Origin of the sequence: Xenorhabdus bovienii, assembly GCF_024721015.1 — a bacterium.
Lineage (GTDB): Bacteria > Pseudomonadota > Gammaproteobacteria > Enterobacterales > Enterobacteriaceae > Xenorhabdus > Xenorhabdus bovienii.
The window spans coordinates 39,955-65,044 of record NZ_JANAIF010000019.1 but is presented as its reverse complement, the minus strand read 5'-3'; the positions used below and the strand labels follow the sequence as shown (position 1 = coordinate 65,044).

At 44.3% G+C, this 25,090-nt stretch carries 21 protein-coding genes and 3 pseudogenes; 9 read left to right on the top strand and 15 right to left on the bottom strand.

Annotated elements, in window-relative coordinates; translation table 11 throughout:
* Positions 1-127: pseudogene (locus tag NXS07_RS07375) on the top strand (IS5/IS1182 family transposase); the annotation flags it as partial.
* A 567-nt stretch (positions 128-694) separates the two neighbouring features.
* Positions 695-901 (top strand): hypothetical protein, encoded by a 207-nt coding sequence (locus NXS07_RS07370; protein ID WP_258086467.1) that lies wholly within the window; start codon positions 695-697, stop codon positions 899-901.
* 46 nt (positions 902-947) lie between these two features.
* Here the strand turns inward: NXS07_RS07370 and NXS07_RS07365 are convergent, their stop codons facing one another.
* The 7 genes and pseudogenes from NXS07_RS07365 to NXS07_RS07335 form a co-directional block, all read right to left on the bottom strand.
* A complete protein-coding gene (locus tag NXS07_RS07365) occupies positions 948-1,922 on the bottom strand; it encodes a nucleoside hydrolase (RefSeq protein ID WP_038207772.1) in 975 nt (324 codons plus the stop codon).
* A 2-nt stretch (positions 1,923-1,924) separates the two neighbouring features.
* Entirely contained in the window at positions 1,925-2,941 is a 1,017-nt protein-coding gene (locus tag NXS07_RS07360) for a LacI family DNA-binding transcriptional regulator (RefSeq protein WP_258086466.1), read from the bottom strand.
* Positions 2,942-3,089: 148 nt separating this feature from the next.
* The gene (locus NXS07_RS07355) at positions 3,090-4,469 is read right to left on the bottom strand and encodes an MFS transporter (RefSeq protein WP_071826309.1); all 1,380 of its coding nucleotides are present in this window, start codon (positions 4,467-4,469) and stop codon (positions 3,090-3,092) included.
* Positions 4,470-5,228: 759 nt separating this feature from the next.
* Positions 5,229-6,029, bottom strand: coding sequence for a sugar/pyridoxal phosphate phosphatase YigL (gene yigL, locus NXS07_RS07350; protein ID WP_038207779.1), 801 nt, complete (start codon positions 6,027-6,029; stop codon positions 5,229-5,231).
* Between the two features lie 21 nt (positions 6,030-6,050).
* Positions 6,051-7,061, bottom strand: coding sequence for a lysophospholipase L2 (gene pldB / locus NXS07_RS07345; RefSeq protein ID WP_038195508.1), 1,011 nt, complete (start codon positions 7,059-7,061; stop codon positions 6,051-6,053).
* Between the two features lie 27 nt (positions 7,062-7,088).
* Positions 7,089-8,915 carry an ATP-dependent DNA helicase RecQ gene (gene recQ, locus NXS07_RS07340; RefSeq protein ID WP_038214061.1) on the bottom strand — a complete coding sequence of 609 codons (1,827 nt, stop codon included), beginning with the start codon at positions 8,913-8,915 and terminating at the stop codon, positions 7,089-7,091.
* A gap of 78 nt (positions 8,916-8,993) precedes the next feature.
* Positions 8,994-9,113: pseudogene (locus NXS07_RS07335) on the bottom strand (hypothetical protein); the annotation flags it as partial.
* A 204-nt stretch (positions 9,114-9,317) separates the two neighbouring features.
* On the opposite strand from NXS07_RS07335, the gene NXS07_RS07330 reads away from it, so the two are divergent.
* The 3 genes and pseudogenes from NXS07_RS07330 to rarD all read left to right on the top strand — a co-directional run bounded on the left by NXS07_RS07330 (position 9,318) and on the right by rarD (position 11,436).
* Positions 9,318-9,803, top strand: coding sequence for a thioesterase family protein (locus tag NXS07_RS07330; protein WP_038207784.1), 486 nt, complete (start codon positions 9,318-9,320; stop codon positions 9,801-9,803).
* A 269-nt stretch (positions 9,804-10,072) separates the two neighbouring features.
* Positions 10,073-10,204, top strand: a pseudogene (locus NXS07_RS22180) (DUF6386 family protein); the annotation flags it as partial.
* 341 nt (positions 10,205-10,545) lie between these two features.
* Positions 10,546-11,436 carry an EamA family transporter RarD gene (gene rarD, locus NXS07_RS07320; RefSeq protein WP_038214057.1) on the top strand — a complete coding sequence of 297 codons (891 nt, stop codon included), beginning with the start codon at positions 10,546-10,548 and terminating at the stop codon, positions 11,434-11,436.
* Positions 11,437-11,473: 37 nt separating this feature from the next.
* Here rarD and corA read toward each other — a convergent pair whose 3' ends face one another.
* From corA to lptM, 7 genes are all read right to left on the bottom strand, one after another.
* Positions 11,474-12,424: a magnesium/cobalt transporter CorA gene (gene corA / locus NXS07_RS07315; RefSeq protein WP_012990416.1), complete on the bottom strand. Its 951-nt coding sequence runs from the start codon at positions 12,422-12,424 to the stop codon at positions 11,474-11,476.
* 91 nt (positions 12,425-12,515) lie between these two features.
* Positions 12,516-14,681 carry a DNA helicase II gene (gene uvrD / locus NXS07_RS07310; RefSeq protein WP_498063297.1) on the bottom strand — a complete coding sequence of 722 codons (2,166 nt, stop codon included), beginning with the start codon at positions 14,679-14,681 and terminating at the stop codon, positions 12,516-12,518.
* Positions 14,682-14,745: 64 nt separating this feature from the next.
* On the bottom strand, positions 14,746-15,462 hold the full coding sequence (gene yigB / locus NXS07_RS07305; protein ID WP_258086465.1) for a 5-amino-6-(5-phospho-D-ribitylamino)uracil phosphatase YigB: 717 nt from the start codon (positions 15,460-15,462) through the stop codon (positions 14,746-14,748).
* Positions 15,462-16,376: a tyrosine recombinase XerC gene (gene xerC / locus NXS07_RS07300; protein WP_038224540.1), complete on the bottom strand. Its 915-nt coding sequence runs from the start codon at positions 16,374-16,376 to the stop codon at positions 15,462-15,464. Before xerC ends, yigB begins: the two co-directional genes overlap by 1 nt.
* Positions 16,373-17,077 (bottom strand): DUF484 domain-containing protein, encoded by a 705-nt coding sequence (locus NXS07_RS07295; protein WP_258086464.1) that lies wholly within the window; start codon positions 17,075-17,077, stop codon positions 16,373-16,375. The genes xerC and NXS07_RS07295 overlap by 4 nt, the downstream gene beginning before the upstream one ends.
* A gap of 48 nt (positions 17,078-17,125) precedes the next feature.
* On the bottom strand, positions 17,126-17,950 hold the full coding sequence (gene dapF / locus NXS07_RS07290; protein ID WP_258086463.1) for a diaminopimelate epimerase: 825 nt from the start codon (positions 17,948-17,950) through the stop codon (positions 17,126-17,128).
* A gap of 48 nt (positions 17,951-17,998) precedes the next feature.
* Positions 17,999-18,184 carry an LPS translocon maturation chaperone LptM gene (gene lptM, locus NXS07_RS07285; RefSeq protein ID WP_080717580.1) on the bottom strand — a complete coding sequence of 62 codons (186 nt, stop codon included), beginning with the start codon at positions 18,182-18,184 and terminating at the stop codon, positions 17,999-18,001.
* Between the two features lie 79 nt (positions 18,185-18,263).
* On the opposite strand from lptM, the gene cyaY reads away from it, so the two are divergent.
* On the top strand, positions 18,264-18,581 hold the full coding sequence (gene cyaY, locus NXS07_RS07280; protein WP_038192732.1) for an iron donor protein CyaY: 318 nt from the start codon (positions 18,264-18,266) through the stop codon (positions 18,579-18,581).
* 382 nt (positions 18,582-18,963) lie between these two features.
* On the opposite strand, the gene NXS07_RS07275 is transcribed toward cyaY, so the two are convergent.
* Positions 18,964-21,564, bottom strand: a complete 2,601-nt coding sequence (locus NXS07_RS07275; RefSeq protein ID WP_258086462.1) for a class I adenylate cyclase — start codon at positions 21,562-21,564, stop codon at positions 18,964-18,966.
* Between the two features lie 638 nt (positions 21,565-22,202).
* On the opposite strand from NXS07_RS07275, the gene hemC reads away from it, so the two are divergent.
* The 3 genes from hemC to hemX are packed head-to-tail and all read left to right on the top strand — an operon-like array spanning position 22,203 to position 25,089.
* Entirely contained in the window at positions 22,203-23,144 is a 942-nt protein-coding gene (gene hemC / locus NXS07_RS07270; RefSeq protein WP_258086461.1) for a hydroxymethylbilane synthase, read from the top strand.
* Positions 23,141-23,881 carry a uroporphyrinogen-III synthase gene (gene hemD, locus NXS07_RS07265; protein ID WP_258086460.1) on the top strand — a complete coding sequence of 247 codons (741 nt, stop codon included), beginning with the start codon at positions 23,141-23,143 and terminating at the stop codon, positions 23,879-23,881. Before hemC ends, hemD begins: the two co-directional genes overlap by 4 nt.
* 20 nt (positions 23,882-23,901) lie before the next feature.
* Positions 23,902-25,089, top strand: a complete 1,188-nt coding sequence (gene hemX / locus NXS07_RS07260; RefSeq protein WP_438818380.1) for a uroporphyrinogen-III C-methyltransferase — start codon at positions 23,902-23,904, stop codon at positions 25,087-25,089.
* Position 25,090 lies beyond the last annotated feature (1 nt).

The following is a 25,090-nucleotide window of genomic DNA, read 5'->3' as shown; positions in this document are numbered from 1 at the left end:
ACGTTGTTTCGGTTTTCTTAAAGGAAATCGGCGTATCGCAACCCGTTACGAAAAAACCGCTCGAAACTATTTGTCCATGGTGAAATTAGGCTGTATTCGACTCTTTTACAGGCGGTTATCTAATTAAGGGACGCAGCCTAACACGCTTAATCCCACACTATTCGAGATGACATGAAGATTTTATCTGGTCGGCCGTGGTTACTGATAGCATTTTTTTGATATAGAATTTCTTTTCATTAGTAACGGTTTCTATTGGGAATATACCTTATCCCACAGTACATCAGTAATACCGGCTTTTCTCGCGACAACAACCATACTTTCTGCCGTCCTGATACTTTTTCGATCCCGCTTATTGGTAAAATAATCGATTCTTTCAACCGCCTGTATTCTCTGATTTATACCTCTATGTTTATCCAGATTTATTTTTCGATTTTCTATATTACCCGACAGAGATTCATTAAAGATGTCTTTATGCACGAAAGTAGACTAATCGGAACATGATATTTTAACTTTGGTAAAATACGATACTATCGCTTTGGTCTGACACAGGCAGGGAACGGAGTTATGTTAAATTCCTCACTTGCGATGCACTATTATATATACGAAAATATATTTCATAGTATGAAGATGGAGCTTGAATTTGAATGGAATCCCGCCAAAGCGGAGAGCAATTTCCGTAAGCACGGGATTCGTTTTGAAGATGGTTCCTCTGATTTTTGTTGCTAATTACTATCAGGCATGGACTTATGTTTTTGCGATTAGTGTCATTGCCCCACGGGCATTACTGTTTGGAAAACATGCCGATTGGGCTGTAACAAAAAAAGGGGATATTAGTGAAGCAGTTGTATTCCAGTATGGTGAACTGCTATTTGCAAATAACAGTTCACTCAAAAAATCTTGAACCTAATAATAAAACCCATAGAAAAACAACATTAATCGACAAACATTCAGTAATTCTGAATATAGTGGAAAATCATCGATAAAAATCGATCACTCTCCACTGTGTTCAAGATTGTTATAGGATTTATCTTATTGGAAACATTCATATTAAACGATGCTGATTCTGGTTCATAAAAGCAGGTCATTCCACGATCAGCTCCTTCTAAAACAACATCCACATAATTTTGTGTGCTAGTTACTATTGTTCTATCAATTAACCAAGCAACCGTGAGCGCATCATGTATCCAACACCCCTCTAGCCCTCTTGTTTTTATTGAATAATTCATCCAAGGGCGAATCGTATCAACCAAAAACCTACAAAGAGGATTATTAAATGTGGATAAATAATCCAAATCAGAATGTAGCATCTGGGTCTGCGTCGTCACATCCATCGGCACCAAAGTAATATTTGCACCACTTGTTAACACAAGATGTGCTGCTTCTGGATCAATACCGAAATTGGTATCTTTTTGATAACCAGGAACGTTAAACACTCCCCCCATGATGACAATTTCAGCCACGGATTTAGCAAACTCAGGATATAACTGCATAGCATGAGCAACATTAGTCAAAGGACCAATCGCCACTAGCGTAACCTCTCCTGGATTACGACATACAAGCTCCCCCATTCCCTGAGACGCCGATGGAGCAACTATAGGAAATTGTTTCGGAGGCGCAACATATTCCCATAAATCACGTAGGTCATTTTGATCAACACCATAATCAAGTTTCTCACGCCAAATGTTCATGGGTTCCAAGAATCCTTGAGAAGCACCACGCAATACAGGAATATTTTCACCTAATCTCTGTAAAAGTGATTTTGCAACAGAATACCCAATTTCACTGGGAGTGTTGCCCGAAACAGTAGAAATTAATTCAAGGGAAATTTGTGGGGCTGCTATGGCAAGAGCTAATGCAAGACCATCATCAATATTAGCTCCTGCTATACCGTTCCCTGGATCACAATCAATAATTAAACGCATACTTATTCTTTTACAAAAGATGTACAACCACAGGATTCTCCGATCTGTAAATCAAATTCAAATTCACATTCACGAGTTTCTCCATTCCATGTTTTCAGCATTTCAATAGCTGTTTGTGCCATTTTATTAACTGGCTGACGTACTGCTGTCAAAGAAGGCACATTAAATTGCGATTGTTGTGTAGCGTTGAAACAAACCAACGCAATGTCATCAGGTACCTTTATTCCATGTTCAGACAGTGCACGAAGACACCCGAATGCCTGTAACTCATTGGTGGCAAACAATGCACGAGGCCATTTTCCTTTTAACATTTGCAATGTCACCTCATAGCCTCCCATTCGGGTATAGTCTGTAGAAAAGATCCACTCTTCATGCACAGTCAAATTCGCCTGTTGTAATGCATCACACCAACCAGCAATACGATCCTGCGTATTTAACATATCACGTGGTCCACAGATAATGGCTATATCACGATAACCATGCCGAGTTAGATGTTGAGTAACTTTAAATGCAGCAAGCCGTTCATTGACAATGATTGCACTAACATTTAGCTTTGCATCAACTCGATCTAACATGACACAAGGTGTTCCACTTTCTTGGATCAGTTCGATATAAGGATGACGATCAATACTGGTGTATAGCAACCCATCAACCTGACGATGCAATAGGTTGTTGATCAATTCTTTTTCACGTTTTCGATCATCTCCTGAGTCCCCCAATAGCAATACTTGCCCATGTTTGAACGCTTCTTGCTGTAACGCGTGAGCCATAGAGGAAATAAATGGGTTAGATATATTTGGTACAACAAGCCCATAAGTTTGGGTCCTCCCAGAAACCAGTGCTCTTGCAATACCGTTTGGACGATAGCCTGTTTTCTTTATAGCCGCTAATACACGCTGGCGTGTCGCTTCTGCAACGGGCCTCGGGCCATTGTTAACAACATAACTGACTACAGCCACTGATGTGCCTGCTTCTCTGGCGACATCAGTACGAGTCACTCGTTTAGAATGTAACTTCATGATATTAATTTAGTGTGTAGGAAAAGGTTATAATTTAAATAGTTTAGGGGATAAAATACCATGCTTTGGAATGTAATAAACCTTTGGCACGAATTAAATAATGTTAATTCATGCCAAAGTTATTAATAATGAGTTATCTTGCTAGGTATTAAATAGCATCTTCGGGCAAATTCAGATCTCTGCCGCGGGTTTCTGGCGCAAAGAATGTTGTTATAAACCCAATTCCTGCCATAAATGCAAAATAAAATGCGATAGGCCACCAATGCCCAAAAAAAGACAACAGAGCTGATGCAACTAATGGTGCAGAACCACCAGATAAAATGGAGCCCAATTCTTTTGCAAAAGCCATCTTCGTGTAGCGATTTGTCACTCCAAACAGTTCAACTCCCCATGCGGCCTGAACACTAAAGATTCCTAGAGAGGCCAGTACCATCCCTACAACAATTGTTGAAATAACGATGATGGGTTTACTGCTCTCCAGCAAGAGAAACGCAGGGGCAATATACAGAATTAACAATAGACAAAGCCAACGGTAGATAATTCGGCGCCCAAAGCGATCAGATAAATATCCCACCAATGGAACAATAAAAAAACCGAAAATTGAAGCAATAAAGACCGCTATCGTAGGTATGGATTTATCTATCATCAACACCTTTGCAACATAGCCAATGATAAAACCTTGAACAAGATAAGATGGGCCATTTTCACCAATACGCAGGCCAACCATGATCCAAAAGGCTTTTGTTCGTTTCCAAATATTCGTACACTCACGCTCTTCTTTATCGCTATATTCCCTAGGCAATACTTGTAGATTTCGAGCCTCTAGTTCCATTTTATGACGTTGAAATACAGGGCTTTCACTCACATGTCGACGAATAAACAAAGCAACCACAGCGAGTAAGAAACTAGATAAGAATGGGATACGCCATCCCCATGCAAGTAAACTTTCTTGATCCATCGCCAATACCAGCAGCCAAATCAATGATGCCAGCAATGTTCCACTATTGGAGCCAAGTGCAATGATAGAAGAAACCAAACCCCGTTTTTCTGGAGGAGCGTATTCTCCTAACATCACCGTCCCACCAGAAAGTTCAGCGCCCGCACCCAGCCCTTGTGAGAATCGTAAAATGACTAAACAAATAGGGGCCAAAATACCAATTTGAGCATAACTAGGAATCAATCCAATAAGTGTTGTAGAGACTCCCATAAGAGTAATAGTCGTTACCATAACGAGCTTTCGCCCTTTACGATCACCCAACCATCCAAACAATAAAGCGCCAATAGGCCGAGCGATAAATCCAACAGAATAAGTTGCAAAACTGGAAAGCAGAGCAGTCGCTGGTGTCATATCAGGAAAAAATATATCACCAAAAACAATCCCTGCTGCTAAACCATAAAGTGCAAAATCGGCATATTCCATTGTTGTGCCTAACCAACAAGAAAAAGCGGTTCGACAAAAATCCTTATGCCCCTTCCGAGCCACCGGACACACTTCGGATGTATGTCGTTTTCTCGTTAGGGGCACCATGACATTTCCAAACTGCATAAAATGTTCCCTGAGTATTGGAACAGTAAATTATCAATTCCGATGTTATAAACCGGAAAAATAATTTTTTATAGTTATATTTTTATAGTTTTTATTTTTCAACTTATCTACTCGAGTAGATTTTCACAAATCTTGAAAATAACAATTGCACCTCAGTCACAAATAATAGTAAAAAAATAAAAATTTTCAATCCATAAAAACAAAATCACTCTATCAAAATTTATTTTAAAGCAATATATAAACATATATTTTACTCTGTTTACTATATATAACATCTCTTAATTGGTAAATATTAAAACTAATAAAATTATCACATAATGAAATAATTTCAACCAACCTATTAAAAATAAAAAATTTTAATAAAATCAGCATATGAACCTCCTTGATAGATTGATTTTTAATCAGAAATTATAGTATATCTATAAATGATGACCTTGATATTGTTACCTGATTATGTCAAATCACTGAAATAAAGACACAAAGAGCTAAATATTAGTTTTAAGGGTAAGTTAGTAAATAAGATTAAAAAATAAGAAAATAACTTCTTATATTTAACCCGTCATAAAATCAAATAAATAATACAATCATCTTTACCGAAGTAATAACCCTCTAAAACAAACAGATTTATTTATATAAAAATGAAAAATAGATAATATAATCAATTATTATAATTAACATTACCTATAAAAAAACAGCACCCCATCAGGTGCTGCTCTCAATCAACATTCCGAACCATTACCATCAGACTTGATACATGCTCCGCAAATAATATGAAACGGCATCATCAGCATTAGCGCCAATCACTTCCATTTCCGGCAAAATGTCTTTCAGGCGTTGGTGTGCGCCCTGCATAATGCAGCCTTTACCCGCCACAGACAACATTTCCTGATCATTCATGCCATCACCAAAGACAATGCAGTCACTCAATTGATATCCGATGGCCTGACAGACTTGTTCCAGCGCATGGCCTTTAGATACACCACCCGCCATCACTTCCAGACAATTTCTCAGTGAAAAGCTGACATTAACGCTATCTCCCCAACGCGCTTTAATCGTTTCTTCCAACTGTTCCAAATAGTCATGATCTTCACTGACGTAATAGACCTTGCACACGCCATCCGTAGGGAAGTTATCACGCGGAAAAATCTGATACTGAAAAACAGATTCCTGAAAAAACTCATTCTGTTCAGGACTTTCACGGTTAATGAACCAATCATCATTACGGTAATAATTGGTGAGGGTATTAGGGTTATCGAACTCCATTAAGCACAAATCAAGAGCAATATCAGGCGCCAGGTTATGGCTGAATACCAATTTTCCCTGAGTATTATGCACCCTCGCCCCGTTAGAGGTAATCATATAAGCATCAATGCCCAAACCATCGCGGATCTGCCCTACATCAATATGATGACGGCCTGTCGCAAAAATAAAGTGAATCCCTTTATTCGTCAGTAAATTCAGCGTTTCTTTGGTATACGGCGTTAATTTGTGGTCAGGAGACAATAATGTGCCATCCAAGTCTGAAGCAACAACATGATACATGGTTATAATTCCTAAGCTAAATCAGTGCTGGTCAAAAAAATCACAAATTGCATTGAGAGCCTGCGCCCGTAATGCATCTTTTTCGAACAGGATTTCGTGATGTGCCCCTTGGATGACCAGAGGTTTTTTTTCTGCTTTTCCTGTTCTGGCTTTTTGTCGAGATTCACAAAATGCCAGTAACTCCCGATTATTAACGACCTTATCTTCACTTGCTTTTAAAACAATGAGCGGAGTCTGAATTACCCCTGCATTTTCAATCAGTTCGTCTCCCATTTGCATACTTTCACGCATCCAATGGTAAGTCGGCCCTCCGAGGCGCAATTCAGGATAATCGGCATAATAGCGTAAATAGCGCTGATAACGTGCATAACTGTGAGTTAACAGGTTGATAAGATAGGGCAACGGACGCCACTGCCCCGTTGATACCGCGTAACTGTTACGCCTTTTAGGATAAGGTTCAGCCTGATTGACCAGAAAATTTGCCAACCAGCGAGGCATCGGTAAGTTGATGCCAAACATCGGCGCACACAGAGCTACCGCCCGAAAATCGGGTTCTTGACGTACGAGTTCTTGCCGTAATAGAAAACGGCTGAGGATCGCGGCTCCCATTGAGTGAGCCAACGCATAACAACGGTGGGACTGACGCGGGGTAATTTCCAATTCAACAAATTTGGCCAAATCATCCACATAGTGATCAAATTTTTCAACGTGGCCTTTTTGGGGATCATCAAGCATTCGCCCTGAACGCCCCTGCCCACGGTGATCAATAATAAAAATGTCGTAGCCCAAGTGGTAAAAATCGTAGGCTATTTCAGGATATTTCACATAACTTTCACTGCGGCCCGGCAGGATCAACAGCGTTTTATCGTGATGGAGAGAACGGAAGGAGACATAACGAATGGGGATATCATCAACGCCCATAAATTCCCGTTCGTCTCTGGTTTTCCAGAAATCCAGTAATAGTCCATTCGTAAACGCAGAGAACTGAGGTTCGCGGTTTAACCAGCTTGCTTTCAATATCTCAGGCGCCATTCATCATCCTCGGTTAATATCCTTTGGTTATTCTGACCCTTCGAAATGATCACGGATGAGCGCCATGAAAACATCGCCAAAACGCTCCAGTTTACGCTGCCCAACACCATTAATCAGCAGAAGTTCATTAGGTGTTATTGGACATTGTTCTGCCATTTCAATCAGCGTAACGTCATTGAAAACCACAAAAGGCGGAATGTTATTTTCATCCGCAATGGATTTACGCAATTTGCGCAATTTGGCAAATAATTTGCGATCATAATTGCCACTGTATGATTTGTTTTGCTGATTCCGGCTTTTCAGGCTTTGAATGCGTGGCACAGCAAGTTGTAAAGACGCTTCTCCCCGCAAAACAGGCCGCGCCGCCTCTGTGAGCTGCAACGCAGAATAATTGGCAATATTTTGGCTAATCAATCCCAGATGAATGAGCTGACGCAGGATGCTCATCCAATGTTCCTGACTCTGTTCTTTACCGATACCGTAAATGGGCAGTCTGTCATGGCCAAAATCACGAATGCGTTGGTTATTTGCACCGCGCAATACTTCTACAATATAGCCAATACCAAAACGTTGTCCAACACGGTAAATGCAGGAAAGCGCTTTTTGCGCATCCACCAGACCATCGTAACGTTTTGGTGGATCAAGACAAATATCGCAGTTGCCGCATGATGTCTGCTGGCTTTCACCAAAATAGTTGAGTAGTACCAGCCGACGGCAAGTCTGGGCTTCCGCAAATGCGCCCATGGCATTCAATTTGTGCCGTTCAATATCCTGTTGCTCACCTGCTGGTTTTTCTTCCAGACAACGACGCAGCCATGCCATATCCGCCGGATCGTAAAACAGTATCGCTTCAGCCGGTAGGCCGTCTCTCCCCGCCCTGCCAGTTTCCTGATAATAGGATTCGATATTGCGCGGAATATCGAAATGCACTACAAAACGCACGTTAGGTTTGTTGATCCCCATACCAAAAGCGACGGTTGCCACAACGACCTGCAAATCGTCACGCTGGAAAGCGTCCTGCACCCATGCCCGTTGATTGTTATCCAGCCCAGCATGGTAAGGGGCAACACTCAGCCCCCGCTTTTGCAAGCGTTCAGCAGTTTCTTCCACTTTGGTTCGACTGTTGCAGTAAATGATCCCACTTTTTCCCTGCTGACCACGCACAAATGACCATAGCTGATCGAGAGGTTTATATTTCTCAACCAATGTGTAACGGATGTTGGGACGATCAAAACTGCTGAGGTGGATAAGCGGATCGTGCAGTTCCAGCAGGCGAGTAATGTCCTGACGGGTTGTTTTGTCCGCCGTTGCTGTCAGTGCAATAAATGGAAGTTCAGGAAAGCGTCGACGAAATTGCCCCAGCGCGCGATATTCTGGCCGGAAGTCATGCCCCCATTGAGAAATACAGTGTGCTTCATCAACAGCCAGCAGCACAGGGTGCCAATCATGCAGTTGATCGAGAAAATTATCCGTCACCAGCCGCTCAGGTGCGATATAGAGAAGCTTGATGCTTCCTTGACGGCAGCGTTGAACGATATCAATCTGCTGCTCACGGTTTTGGGTTGAATTCAAACATTCCGCTTCTACGCCGTTCGCCCTCAATTGATCAACCTGATCTTTCATCAGCGAGATCAATGGCGAAACCACCAACGTCAGCCCATTGTTGATCAGGGCAGGGATCTGGTAACACAGCGACTTACCGCCACCGGTTGGCATGACTACCAGACAATCACGCCCATCGAGAACAGCATCAATAACCTGCTGCTGTCCGGGACGAAATTGCTGATATCCGAATGTTTTTCGTAATACTTGTTCAGCCAGCGATGCCGTGCTGATGGCTTCTGCGGTAGACACGCCTTCCCTCAATCATTTAAAAAAACAGGCAGTAAAAAATACAGACGCGATTCAGGCGCCTGTACATATTATGCTATCTCACTGTTGAAACAATGACAGCATATCATTCAGCATGGTGCCGATGCCAAAACGGATCTTCCCGAAATCATCATCGATCATGGATTCTCCATATCCACTGAATAGCTGCGTATAAAAACGGCTATCCCAAAACAAAAAAGTCACCTGTTTATTCTACACACTGAATGGTAATTTTCTGTAGTAAGTTTTCCTTCAATAAATTGTTTTCCGAGGTGCTTCGCAAACTGGTAAGATGAGTTATAAAAGCATAAACTTAACAAATTATTAACCATAAGGTTCTGTTCAATATCAGCTTATTGACTTTTTAACATCAGGAAATCCGACATGGAAACAATACAGCGATCAACCCAGCCATTAACACAGGAAGAAGCCCGTAAGATTATTGGTGAGTTATTTGTTTATCACATGCCATTCAACCAATTGCTGGGGTTCGAATTACTCCGCTTTGATCACGACTATGCAGAGCTTCGATTTCGCAATCAAGATAAGCTGGTCGGCAACATGGCCCAGAAAATCCTGCACGGTGGCGTGATTGCCTCAATATTGGATGTTGCCGGTGGCCTGATTTGCGCAGGCAACGCTCTGACTGCAATGGAAACCATCACGATAGCAGAGATGGAAAAACGCCTGCCGACCATCGGTACTATTGATTTGCGTATTGATTACCTGCGTCCGGGACGCGGTGAAGTGTTCACCGCCAGCAGCAATATCGTCCGTAGTGGCAACAAAGTGTCAGTGGCCAGAGTTGAACTGCACAATGAGCGGCAGGTGCATATCGCCAGCGCAATGGCAACGTATTTGGTTGGGTGATACTTTATTGACTCCCAAAAGCCAAAATAAGGGAATGTGCCATAAAAACACATTCCTTTTTTACAGGATAAGTACGCCAATCATTGGATTATGAGTGAGCCCAAGTCGTTCACTCTTCCTAAATTCCATTCAACATATCACTTTATTTACCTAGACAATTTCGCAGCTCAATTCAGCAGAATAAATATTCCTGTCCGTCTCCGATAAATAATGGATTCCAATATTACCCGATAACAGACAAACATCCCTATTTCCAAACCCACCTTTTTTTATATAGAAACCCCGATGTTGAAGTATGTATAAAGTCTCCATCGGGAGAAATATTTATTGGTGCAGGAGAAGATACTACAGGAGGTGATCTTGAGCCTGATGACTCAGAATATATATCCGGGAAGAAGATAATTTAATTATAAAAAATAGCCAGTTACATTGATTGTATAAGATTAGAACAAACTAATTTCTAGATAAGTTACGTTTAGTCCATCAACCACGAAAGTTCATTTTTTAATCCACTCCTGAACACACAAGCTTTGAGATGAAAAATGAGTTAGGTTGTATAAATATAGTGAATTATGTTATTAACAAATACAAATTAAGCATAAAACGCCATTAAAATGAGTGGCAAAATTTTATTCATCCCTCACGGCATTAACCCCTTGTAAATCATTCATCCCAGTGACACATTGTATGAGTGCTAACGATTCACAAGCTCTTCTGATTTTCTTTTACATTCAGGGATATTATGACTGACCAACAGACTGCCAAAGGCGTTCTATATGCCTTAGGCGCTTATCTTATTTGGGGGCTGGCTCCCATCTACTTCAAGACCATACAACAGGTACCGCCCGATGAAATTGTGTCGCACCGTGTTATATGGTCTGTGTTCTTTATGGTGCTACTGCTAACACTGACACGCCACTGGCGTAAAGTGTGGGTCGTTGCGCGTCAACCGAAAAAACTGCTGCTGTTAGGCATCACCGCTTTTACGATTGCCAGTAACTGGCTCGTCTATATCTGGGCGGTTAATAATGGACATCTGCTGGAAGCGAGCCTCGGGTATTTTATCAATCCATTAGTTAACGTACTGTTCGGCATGATATTTCTTGGCGAGCGTTTCCGCCGGATGCAATGGATCGCGGTAGGGCTGGCCTTCACCGGCGTATTGATTCAGTTATGGCAATTTGGCTCTATCCCCGTGGTTGGACTGTACTTGGCCATGACATTTGCCGTTTATGGGTTGATCCGTAAAAAATTGGGCGTTGATTCCCAAACCGGCATGATGATTGAAACTGTCTGGGTATTTCCGGTCGCGATGATCTATCTTTTCTGTTTTACCAGCAGCCCAACCAGTAATATGCTAGATAACACGCTATCACTGAACATGTTGTTGATTGCCGCAGGTATCATTACCACTGTACCGCTGCTGTTTTTCACCGCAGCCGCTGCTCATCTGCGTTTATCCACACTGGGATTTTTCCAGTATCTTGGCCCAACGCTGATGTTTTTGCTGGCAACGCTGGTTTATGGCGAACAGATTGGTCCGGAGCGCCTGATCACGTTTGGTTTTATCTGGGCTGCATTGATCCTGTTTACGCTGGATGCTCTGTACACCCAGCACCGCTTGCGCAAGTAACCGAATTATCCCTCCGCCCACCAGTGGGCGGGGATTATTACAGCCAGTTTTTCCGCTTGAAATAAAGATAAGGTGCTAGCCCCGCTGCAATCATCACACCAATAGCCGCAGGGTAACCGAATGTCCAGTGCAATTCCGGCATAAATTCGAAGTTCATACCGTAGCTGGAAGCCACCAGCGTTGGAGGCAGGAATACGACGGAAACAACCGAGAAGATTTTGATAATGCGGCTCTGTTCGATATTGATGAAACCCATAGCCGCCTGCATCAGAAAGTTGACTTTCTGGAACAGAGATTCGTTATGCGGTAACAGAGATTCGATATCTCGCAGGATTTCACGGGCCTGTTCAAGCTGATTAGCGGGCAGGCGGGCGCGACGCACGAGGAAGTTAAGAGCACGCTGGCTATCCATCAAACACAGACGGACTTTCCAGCCGATATCTTCCTGCTCGGCAAGGTTTGAAAGCGCTGAGTCAAATTCATCCCCCTGTTTGCCTTCCATGATAACTCGACTCAGGGATTCCAGTACGCTGTAGATATTTTCAATCACATCTGCCAACTGTTCGATCTTAGTTTCGAACAAATCCAACAGTAGCTCATAGGCATTCCCGTCAACCATAGTCTGGTTGCGGGCGCGCATTCGGTATAATCGAAATGCAGGAAGTTCACGCTCTCGCAATGTGTAGAGACGACTGTCACGGATGGTAAATGCCACTGTCGAGTTACCAGCATGATCTTCGGCGTCTTCAAAGTAGAAGAATGAATGGACGTGCAGACCATCTTCATCTTCAAAAAAACGTGCCGATGCCTCAATATCATCCAATTCAGTGCGGGTTGCCAGTACTTGCCCCAGTTCATTCTGAACACGGAGACGATCTTCATCTCCCAGACCGACTAAATCTACCCACATGGAGTCAGATAACTGATCACCGTTTTCAAGCTCAAGACGGAGCAGGCGATTATTCTCTAATTTAAATGCGTTCAGCATGTACCATAAGTCTCCTTATACTCCCTACGTTTATCGTAAGGCGCGAATGTTACGCTTAGACGAAAAAGCCTGTCAACATTCGACCGGATTATTATTGGCCTGTTTCAAGCCTGGCATAAGCGGCAACCAGCCACTTGATACCTTCACCTTGAAACGCGATTTGCAGGCGGCAATGTTCTCCACTGCCTTCTATATTGATAACTGTCCCTTCACCAAATTTCGGATGACGTACACGCTGACCAAGTGCGTAACCACTGTCGTCGGCACTGATAGGTGTTCCCAGCTGCTTATGGCTGACCGGACGTGATACGGTTGCCCGCAGGCGAACTTCAGCAACACATTCCGTCGGCAATTCCCCGACAAAACGAGACGGGCGATGATACACTGACTTGCCATATAAACGACGGGTTTCGGCATAGGTCAGTGTCAGTTTTTGCATCGCCCTTGTCACGCCCACGTAGGCCAAACGACGTTCTTCTTCCAATCGCCCGCCTTCGTCAAGAGACATTTGGCTGGGGAACATTCCCTCTTCCATGCCGACGATGAAAACTTGCGGAAATTCCAGCCCTTTCGCAGAGTGCAAGGTCATCAACTGTACGGCATCCTGATAAACATCCGCCTGCCCTTCCCCCGCTTCGAGTGCCGCATGGGACAGAAAGGCCTGCAATGGCATCAAGTTTTCATCTTCATCCTTATAACTGAACTGGCGGGTCGCAGTAACCAGTTCTTCAAGGTTTTCGATACGCGCCTGTGCTTTTTCGCCTTTTTCCTGCTGATACATCGCCCACAGGCCGGAGTCACGGATAATGCGGTCGGTCTGTACGTGCAGCGGTATCTCCTGCGTTTCCGTTTCCAACGCGTCAATCAATTCAATGAAACGCTGCAATGCGGATGCGGCACGCCCCGCCAATACTTTTTGCTGAAGCAACAGCAGACAGCTTTCCCATAGCGTTTTCTGCTGATCACGCGCCACTTGACGCACAACATCGAGCGTTCTATCTCCGATACCCCGCGTCGGCGTGTTGACCACGCGCTCGAAGGCGGAATCATCATAACGGTTCGATACTAAACGTAGGTAGGACAAAGCATCCTTGATTTCCTGACGTTCGAAGAAACGCTGGCCGCCATAAATGCGGTAAGGCATGGAGACCTGCAATAACGCCTCTTCCAGCACACGGGACTGGGCATTGCTGCGATACAGGATCGCACACTCTTTCAGTGCGCCGCCGTTGTCCAACCAATGCTTGATACGGCTGACGACATAACGCGACTCATCCAGCTCATTGAAAGCACAGTAAAGTGCAATCGGCTCGCCTTCCCCGCCTTCTGTCCACAGACTCTTACCCAATCGGTCGCTGTTATGAGCAATCAGGGCGTTAGCCGCTTTGAGGATATTACTGGTGGAGCGATAATTCTGTTCCAGACGAATGGTTTCTGCGGCGGGAAAATCCCTGAGAAAACGCTGGATATTTTCCACCTGCGCCCCACGCCAGCCGTAAATCGACTGGTCATCATCGCCGACAATCATCACCTTGCCGCTATCCCCTGCCAGCAGGCGGATCCAAGCGTATTGAATACTGTTGGTGTCCTGAAATTCATCCACCATAAGATTAGTGAAGCGCTCACGATAATGTTGCAGGATCTGCGGTTTGTTCAGCCACAATTCATGGGCACGCAGCAGCAATTCGGCAAAATCCACCAACCCGGCGCGGTCACACGCTTCCTGATAGGCTTGGTAAATTTTCATCCATGTCGCTTCTACCGGATTGCCGTAGCTTTCGATATGCTGAGGGCGCAATCCTTCATCTTTTTTACCGTTGATGTACCACATGCCCTGACGGGCTGGCCACTGTTTGTCATCCAGATTCATCGCCTTGATGATACGCTTGATCAGTCGGTGCTGATCTTCACTATCGAGGATCTGGAAATCCTGCGGCAGATTGGCGTCAAGGTGATGAAAACGCAGCAGGCGATGAGCCAGACTATGGAATGTTCCGATCCACATTCCCCCTTGGCTCGTGCCAATCAGGTTTTCAATCCGATGGCGCATTTCAGCCGCCGCCTTATTGGTAAAGGTCACCGCCATGATGGAAAAAGGTGACGCATTTTCAACTGACAGTAACCAGGCGATCCGGTGAACCAGCACGCGCGTTTTGCCACTGCCAGCCCCGGCCAGCACCAGCATATTGGTACGCGATGCCGTAACAGCTTCGCGTTGTTTATCATTCAGGCTTTCGAGCAGATAAGAAACGTCCATAATTACCATCAATTGAGAACAGTCACTTTTGTCACTGTTTTTTTATACAGATTACAATCTGAAATTATATCAGTGCGATCAAAGAAGCCAAATCAGAAATCTCAACATGTGGAACCCGACGCCCCTCCGGCTCCTGCATCAGATTTCTATTTTCGATATTAATCCAGCAGGCCTGCATGCCACTGCACAGAGCACCTTCCACATCAGTTTTCAGATTGTCGCCAACATGCAGGATCTGGCTTATTGGCAGGTTCAGCCGTTCAGCCGCCAGATGATACATATCTGGGTAAGGTTTGGCTCGCCCGTCCACACCCGCTTTGAGGACAAACTCAAAATAAGGCTCAAGCCCACACGCAGAAGGTTCGGCATTCCCATTAGTGATCGCCACCAACGGCATTTTTTTCGCCAGTACAGATAAAGTATTATAGGTGGATTCCGGCACGATGATCTGATTACGCCAATAAGTAAAGCAGGACATTAGTTCATCCGCACCACGCAGGGTTTCCTCACGATTGAAACCGTGGTGGCTGAACATCAGTTCTACTGACTGGCGGCGCCAAGATGTCACGTCATGGTAAATTTCAGGCTCCGACTCAAGAACCGCCTGACGGTACACATACAGATCTTCTCTCTCAAAATGATTGAACTTGACATCGTACTGCCTGATAAAACACAACACTTCTTTTTCGGTTTTATCGATTACAGGATGATTATCGTAAAGCGTATCATCCAGATCGAATGTCATCGCAGCAAACGGCGCGAGAGGCCGATAAAAACGCATTATGATTTTCCTCGTTTGGCTCTGGGGTGGGCCACATCATAGACTTTGGCCAGATGCTGGAAATCCAGATGGGTATAGATCTGGGTCGTCGATAAGTTCGCATGACCCAGTAACTCCTGCACTGCACGGAGATCACCACTGGATTCCAGAATATGCGTGGCAAAAGAGTGGCGTAGTTTATGGGGATGGATATGGCTGTTGACCCCTTGGCGAACGCCCCACTGTTCAAATCGTTTTTGTACGTTACGGGCAGAGATCCGTTTTCCGCTTTTGGTAGAAATGAAAACGGCATTATCTTCCGGCTCAAACCATTCCCGCATTTCAAGCCAGCGCTGGAGCCATTCCCGTGCTGTACGACCCACGGGTACTTTACGTTCTTTACTGCCCTTGCCATGCACCCAGACTTCACCACTTTCCAACTCCAGATGCCGACAATCCAGACCAACCAGTTCTGACAAACGCAAACCTGCACCATACATCACTTCCATCATCGCCCGGTCACGAACGGACAATGGATCATTCAGGTTGATATTGAGTAACTGGTTGACTTCGTCCACATCCATATTTTTGGGCAAATGGCGCTTTTTACGTGGTGCACTAACGGCTTTGGCAGGATTGGCATCCAGTTTTCCCTGTATCACCATCCAATCAAGGAAAGTGCGCAGGGAAGAAAGACGCAGGGCCAGGCTGGCAGACTGTAACCCCGACCGACGGCTGCGGGAGGCAAACATTCTGACTTTAGCCGGATCAAGTGCCTGCCACTCATGTATCCCCATATCCAGTGACATCGACGCCAGAACCACCAAATGACGACGGTAGTTAGTGATCGTCAATGGGCTTAAACGACGCTCAACCCGCAGATAATGCAAAAAGGTTTCTACTGGTTCAAGCAGCAAGTCAATCGGCTGAGTCATACTCGTTCTACCCAGCGGGACAATAATCTCGGTAGCAATTTCGCCAGATGATCAAGTAGATCGGTTCCCACACCTTCATGATAGTGCTGTTTATCGCGGCTGTTGAAAATCACCATGCCCAGCTCCCCCTGTGAACCCAAAAGGGAGATAGCGACTGAACCTACATAGCGAGCCTGTGGTATCAGCAGTAAAATTTCTGGACCATACAGTGTGCCAAGATAATGGTTACTGTCACCAAATCGCTGAATGCGGACAGGCTCAAAAAAATTACGCGAGATAGCCAGTTCCGGCGAATTCAGCGGCGCACCAAGACGCCATTTATCACTGAATAACCGAACATAACTATTACTCAACCCAAGGGTTTTCGACCATGAACTCAAACGGGAAAGAAAGTCCTGCAAACTTTTGGCAGCGGAGAGATCAGCGAGTAATTGCAGCAGACGGCAAAACAGTATTTCATTCTGTTTCGCCTGCTCCACCAAATGTATCAAATCGTCTTCCAGATGACAGATGCGCTTTCTCTGGCGATCCATGTGCCATTCCATCAGGGAGACACATTCACGCACCGGATGAGGAACTCGTATCTTATCGACCCTATTGGCATTGCGGATAAAAAACTCAGGATTATTCAGCAAATAATCCACTACCGCCTGATCATTCAACCAATTTTCCAAGTGCAGTGGATCGTCATTTTTACCCATTTTCCAATGCCCCATATTTCAATAATGACTCAGATAAAACTGAATCAATCACAAATGAATCGTACCTTCATAAACGTGAGTTGCAGGCCCCGTCATATAGAGCGGCTTGCCCGGCCCGTCCCAACAGATTTGCAGAGAACCCCCCGGCAAATCAACGCGAACCTTGCTATCCAGCAGGTCTTGCTGGATACCGACGGCGACCGCTGCACATGCACCACTGCCACAAGCCCGTGTCTCTCCTGCACCACGCTCAAAGACACGCAATCGAATATGACTACGATTCATGATCTGCATGAAACCAATATTCGCCCGCTCAGGGAAACGTTCATGATTTTCCAATACTGGCCCCAAAATCTCCACTTCTGCGGTGTCGACATCTTCAACCTGTATCACACAATGAGGATTTCCCATCGACACAACACCGCAGAGCACGGTGCGTTCAATGGCACGGATAATATAGGTTTTCTCCGCCTTATTGGCACGAAAAGGAACATGCTGTGGTTCAAAGTCCGGTTCTCCCATATTGACACAGACCTGATCATCATTGGTGATGCTCAGTACCATACGGCTTGCTTGCGTACTGACCTTAATATCACGCTTATTGGTCAACCCTTTCAAGCGAACAAAACGGGCAAAGCAGCGCGCCCCGTTGCCACACTGGGCAACTTCACTGCCATCAGCATTAAAAATGCGATAGTGAAAGTCTAAGTCAGGATCATAGGGAGCTTCAACGACCAGTAGTTGATCAAAGCCTACGCCAGTACGTCGATCGGCCAAACGGCAGATTAATTCTGGCGAAAAATAAACATTTTGGGTCACCGCATCAACGACCATAAAATCATTGCCAAGACCATGCATTTTGGAGAACTGCATATACTACTCCAACATATACTGCTCCAAGAGAAACCACATAAATCGGCTCTATTTTTGTTGAGTATCCGATTGTGTATTGTGTTCTAGCTGTGCTTTATTCGCCTGATCTGCTGGAGCCTGTTGTGTCACAGTTGGCTCTGCCGGCGGGAAATAAAGAGGACCTTTCAAGCCACAACCAGAAACCGCAAGTAGTGTTATGATAGCCAGTGACCAACGGAATTGTTTTTTCATCATAATAATTAATGCCTGTAATTCATGCGCCAATACTCTCTATAATCGCAGTTAGACCCTGAAAAGCAAATAGGAAATGAACATGAACGATAGCGAATTTCATCAATTGGCCGATCAATTGATGCAGCGTATTGAAGAGCAACTGGATAACTACGATGGCGATGCCGATATTGACTGTGAAACAAACGGCGGCGTAATGACGCTGACTTTCGAAAACGGCAGCAAAATCATTATCAATCGCCAAGAACCCTTTCATCAAATCTGGTTGGCAACCAAAAGTGGTGGCTACCACTTTGGTTGTCAGGAAAACAGATGGATTTGTGACCGCAGTGGTAACGATTTTCTATCTATGCTGGAACAGGCGATCACAGAACAGAGCGGCGAATCATTTCAGTTTTAGCATTTTTTTGCTACTACGCAACCCATCTACTGCTTATGCCGTATTAAAATACGGCATTTTTATTACCGTCCATAAACCGAATCGCCATAAAGCCAATCGCCATAATATAAAATATAAAATATAAAATATCACAAATAATATAAGAAATAATTAATGTAAATCTGAAATATAGATATTAACGAAAAATACTATTAATGAATTAATGAATTAATGAATTAATGAATTATTTTTATATTATAATTCAATTAAATAACAATATTTAATTATAGTAAAATACAGTGTAAATCTATATTTAATTAATTCAACAAGTAATAAAATACGCTTGGAATATAATAGATGATATGCCGAAAATTCACGTATTTTGCAAATTATTCGCTTTATATCAATAGGGATACAACGAATGACAAGGATCGTGTGACCTACACGAGTCATCCAGATGTACATCAATACTGCACGCGGTATCATTATGTTCCGTATTATCCGGTGGAAACACACCATCTCTAAATGGAGCGACATGGGTACGCTCACCTTTCCTGATGATTTGATAAAACTGCGGTAAGTTGAAGTTGATGAAACTGGAGCCATAAGTAAAACGATCATGCGATGAAGAATAAAAACGGCTGACGTCACGTACCAATTCTTCTTTACTGCCCTCACAATGGGAATAAATTTCTACCCGATTTGACTCATCAAGAATATAAATATTGAATCCCTGACTTCTTTCAATATCTTCGAAGAAAAATTGAATAATCCCTTCACAGGCAAATCCATCGATCACGGGAGGTAAGTGTTTTTCTTTAGGATCAATCTTAACGGGCAGACCATGCAATTTAGTATTCGAAATCGCGCCATAGAATTCCATCGCATTTTCTAATTTCTGTACCGAAACGTTTAACCGTTCAAAAAATAAACCCCACGTCTGGCCTGAAATGCGCAACGCCTTAAAACGATTGGGATCCTGACGATTACTACACAGACGCAACTCTATACATTCTGAAACTAACTGCTGGACGCGAGTTCGGATCAATCCACGCAAATGCTCGCTATAGCAGAATACGTCAACCTCAGCGGGTGGTGCCGCATCCTGATGCATTTTGCCCAGTATGGTTTTCAACGCTTCCAGCATGGATTGTTCACCACTGAAATGCAATGTCCTCACTTCATTCCACGAGTTACGGTAAAGCAGGTCGATACTCCCCACCAAACATTGCTGCAATTCACCAAAACTGAAAACATCCAGCTTCCTGAAATCAAAATGCACGATCCGATTGGAAAAGTCCGTAGTGGGATCTTTTTCCAAATTAACAATAATCGCCAGATGGCGAATCTCGCAGGGGCTATATAACGCTTTTGGCGTCGGTGCAGGCAGGCGGATTGGAAAATGGGTAGCGATATCGCTCACCAAATCACACAAGTTATTCCAGTCACATTGCGACTTCCCGTGATGAATATGGATACGAGATCCTTTCGTCAGCAGGCCGTTAAAATAAGTCCACGCCACCAATTTATTTAAATAGCGGTTATATTCCAGTGGCTGGTGGCCGATGATCGTTTCTATCGTGGGCGCGTGATTGTAAAGATACCAGCCGCTACGATTTACACGCCCAGGCGGAACATAGATGAATGTCAGATCCTGTTCTGTCAGATCCGGTGAAATTTGTGGATTCACCAGAGTGACTTTACCGGGCAAGGCTTCAAATGCTGCATACAATTTACGGGTCAGTACGCCAATATCCTGTGGGCTGGCACTCACACTTAAATTGTTACGCCGGGCAAAGCGGATCAAATTGCGATAACTCATCATCATGGTATCCAGTAATTCATTATGAGCATCACGCACTAGCCCGATTTTCCATGAATTACGGTTATCCAGCATTGCCAATTTGCTGGCATCCCAACCCCATTCATGCGCCAGCTGCGACATGACCTGATGGCGCCATCCTGTACAGCCTTTATCCTCGTGGCTTCCCAGCATCTTTTCGCAAACTTTCAGGTAAAAACAACGGCGCGCCAGATCCAGACGGGTGAAATCGTTCGTTGCGGTGAGATAACGGGTTACACGCTCAAGCATCATGCTATAAGAATCAAGGCCGAAGGAAACAATAGAACCATCATGGAAATGCTGTTTCATCTCCATTGACAGCAATTTTCCGTTCGGATATTCCCATGAATAGGCCTCCAGCAGCAGACTTTTCAAAACTGCTTTATAAGGAGAGTCAACACTCTTGTAGAGCTGCCACAGGCTTGCCCCAAAATATTCTTCTGCTGACAGTTCGCTCAACCCGCCCAGATCCAGCCACTCGTTTGGCGTCAAAACACCTTGGGCATAAAGAGAAAGCACATATTCGTCATACTGCCCCTCTTCTTCCACAGGAACCATCATCCACAACAAGCGCTTACCTGCCATGCAGACCGCCGTGCGATAAAATTCATCCAGCAGAAGAATGTGCTGGGTTGTTCCGCAGTCTTCCCCGTTCAGGCTGCCACAAGCATTATGACGAAAGCGATTTTCATCAACCAGAAAAAATGTCACTTCAATACCCAGCGACTCCGCCCACTGTTCTATCAGAGTGCATTTCTGTTCCAGTAACGCTTTTTCACTATGATCCAGCCAGGATTGATGACAGACCCAGATATCCAAGTCAGAGGAACAGCTTTGCCCTATAGAAGAGGTGCTGCCCATCGAGTAAATACCCGTAATCGGCAGCTCACCGTTGGGAGTGTGTGACAAAATACCAGCAGGCTGGCCTGCCAGATCATTAATCCAAAATTGCTGAGATTCATCAGACGTGAAAAAGCAAACGCCATGAGGAACGTTGCTTTTGATATAGCCTGGCATCATTGGATGATGATAATGCAATAATACCGGAATTAAATTATAAACCTGCTTAAAAACGGGACTCATTGAGCTGGTCGCACGCTCTAACTTAAGCTGGTTAATTGCATCCAGTCGCTGCTTCAACGTTTCAATATAGAGATACAAGAGTTTCGCCTGATTGAGTTCCAGTGCCTAAAGTAGCCCCCGTTTCCGATAAAGCATCGTATTGCAAGATGACTTTTAAAAATTTTTACAAAATTATTGTCGGAAACGTGATCAATTTAACACCTTGCGGTCGAAGCGTAAAGTACGCACTACCACCTTTCCGCCTTCTCCGCAACAGTCAATGATCAACTAACTCATTGTAAAATATTACATTAATCACAAAATAGACATAATAATATGTTTTTTGAAAAAGGGATTATAGTTGATTATTTTATATATAGGTTATGTAAAGCATTGTAATGCCAGAAGGTTTACATAAGTGCTTAAACTAATAATATTTTTAATTAGTAAATACCTCTCCTTCGGTTTTTTCCATCAGGATAAATTTCAAATAGTAATCTGCTTTTAAATCAATCTGTTTGTTTATTTTCTCTATTTAAATAAAATATTATTTTAATATTTAAAATTATTTTTATCTCACCACCTGTATATCTATAATCTATTCAGGTTTTTTTTGGCTTTTACCTAACTGGAAAAAAACGTATTGAAATGTTAAAACTGACTCTATTTTCTCGCGATTTAGCGGCTCAAAAGCCCCTAAATACCGTTATTAATACGATTACCCAATATAATTATCAATGACAATGAAAATCATTCGTATCGCGACCCGCCAAAGCCCACTGGCTATGTGGCAAGCTCAATATGTCCAAAAGCAACTGGAACAGTTTCATCCAGAACTGAAAGTGGAACTGGTTCCAATGGTGACACGCGGGGATGTGATCCTCGATACTCCACTAGCAAAGGTGGGTGGTAAGGGGTTATTTGTGAAAGAGCTGGAGTTGGCACTGCTCGAAAATCGGGCTGATATTGCCGTCCACTCCATGAAAGATGTCCCTGTGGAATTTCCTGACGGCTTGGGGTTGGTCACAATTTGTGAACGGGGTGATCCAAGGGATGCCTTTGTTTCAGTAAAATACGCCTCGCTTGATGAGCTGCCCATTGGCAGTGTCGTCGGTACATCCAGTTTACGCCGCCAATGCCAGCTTCGTCAGTTACGTCCTGATCTGGTGGTCCGTGACCTGCGTGGCAATGTAGGTACCCGTCTGGGCAAGCTTGATAACGGCGATTATGATGCCATTATCCTTGCAGCGGCGGGTCTGAAAAGGTTAGGGCTGGAAGATCGCATTCGTATGCCGTTGACACCGGAGTTACTGCTGCCCGCAGTCGGTCAGGGTGCAGTCGGTATTGAGTGCCGCCTTGATGATAAGCAAACCCGTGAGTTACTGGCTCCCTTAAACCATACAGGAACAGAAATCTGCGTTCTGGCTGAACGCGCCATGAATACCCACCTTGAGGGAGGCTGTCAGGTGCCAATTGGCAGCTATGCTATCTGGCAGGGAAACACTATCTGGCTGCGCGCGCTTGTCGGAGCTCCCGATGGCAGCATGACTGTACGTGGTGAAAAAACCGTATCACCAGAAGAGGCCTGTCGAGCGGGTGTAGAATTGGCGGAAGAATTATTGGAGAAAGGCGCACGCCAGATTCTGGCTGACGTCTACCAGAGGAACTCACCTGAATGAGCATCTTGATCACCCGCCCAAATCCCGCAGGAGAGCAGTTAGTCAAACGACTAAGGGCTATAGGAAAAATGGCATTCAGTGCGCCACTCATTGCGATTTATCCGGGCGGCGATTTGCCGTTGCTGTCACAGAAACTCCAACGGCTATCGGCGGGTGATTTAGTCTTCCTGTTATCAAAAAACGCCGTTCACTATGCCAATGAACAGCTTATGCAAGAAGGTCTATCATGGCCTGATAAGCTATCCTATTATGGTATCGGCAAATCAACTTCCCTGATGTTTTATCAAAAAACCGGGTTGGAGATCCTCTGGCCTGAACAAGGTGAAACAAGTGAAGATCTACTGCAACTCCCCATTTTGCAGCGGGTGAATGATAAAAAGATTTTATTGCTCCGGGGCAATGGAGGTCGTGAAGTTATCGCTTCAACATTGAGAAACCGGGGAGGGGAAGTCGATTATTGTGAGTGTTATTCACGCCAGCCTATCAAATATCATGTCGCTGATTTCAATCACCATTGGCAACAATATGGTATAAAAACCCTCGTTGTTACCAGTGGCGAAATGCTGCAACTGTTATATAACTTAGTCACTGATGGTGATGGCAAAACGTGGTTATTGAGTTGCGACTTGATTGTGGTCAGCGAACGCCTTGCCGATATTGCCCAAACACTGGGCTGGCAGGCAATAAAAATAGCCAAGAGTGCAGATAATGACGCCTTAATGCAGGCACTAGAATAAACCAATATGGGATGTCCATTATGACGGAACAAAAGCAATCCACTGATGCGGTTGAGACAAAATACCCTCAGCAGCCTGAAACGGCTCCCCATAAACCCAAACGTTATGGATCGGTGGGAAATACACTCTCAATTGCCATTACGCTGGCGATCGGTGCAGGTGCCATTTACCTTTACCATTATGGCAAGCAACAAAATGCAATATTAACAGCCGAAAACCTCGCTCTTCAGCAGCAGGTTGCCTCTCTCGCACAACAACAGTCTAGCGACAAACAAGGTTTCGCTACCCAGTTTCGGAAGCTAGAGAGCAACTTGCAACAGGCCAAACTGCAAAATAAACAAACAGACAGCCACATGTTGGAGCTTCAGACCCGCTTATCAGAAATTTCAAATACGGATCTCGAAAACTGGCACCTGGCACAAGCAAATTATCTCGTGAAGATGGCTGGCCGCAAAATATGGGCTGAACAAGATACGACTACCGCAATCGCACTGCTGAAAAATGCCGACCAAAGCCTTGCCGAGATGGATGATCCCAGCCTGCTACACATCCGCCAAGCCATCATGGAAGATATCAATACGCTCTCTAAAATTAATCAGCTTGATTTAGATGGCATTATTCTTACTCTGAATCGCTTATCAAATCAGATCGATAATTTACGGCTGGAAGATAATGGAGAACAAGAAGCGCCAATGGATGAAGACGATGGAGGAATCAGTGCTTCACTCTCTGACTGGCGTAAAAACCTGAGTAAGAGCTGGGACAGCTTTATGGAGAATTTCATTACTATCAAACGTCGTGACAGCTCCGTAGTACCATTATTGGCTCCGAACCAAGACGTTTACCTGCGTGAAAACATCCGCTCCAAACTACTGGTGGCAGCCCAAGCGGTTCCCCGTCACCAGAATGAAGTCTATAAACAATCATTGGAAGCCGTTTCAAGTTGGGTGAGGTCTTATTTCGATACTGCTTCCCCAGATACAAAAGCCTTTTTGCAGGATATTGATTCGCTGGCGCAGAAACCGCTTTCTATTGAACTCCCTGAACACCTGAGCAGTCAGCCAATACTGGCAGACTTAGTGCGCAAGCGTATCTACAATTTGCCACATCAGTCAGACACTCAAGTTCAGCCTCAATCAGAGGTTCAACCCCAGCCGAAACCCCCAGAAACATCTGGTCAGGCAGAAACGCCTGTTCAGGAGGGTTGAA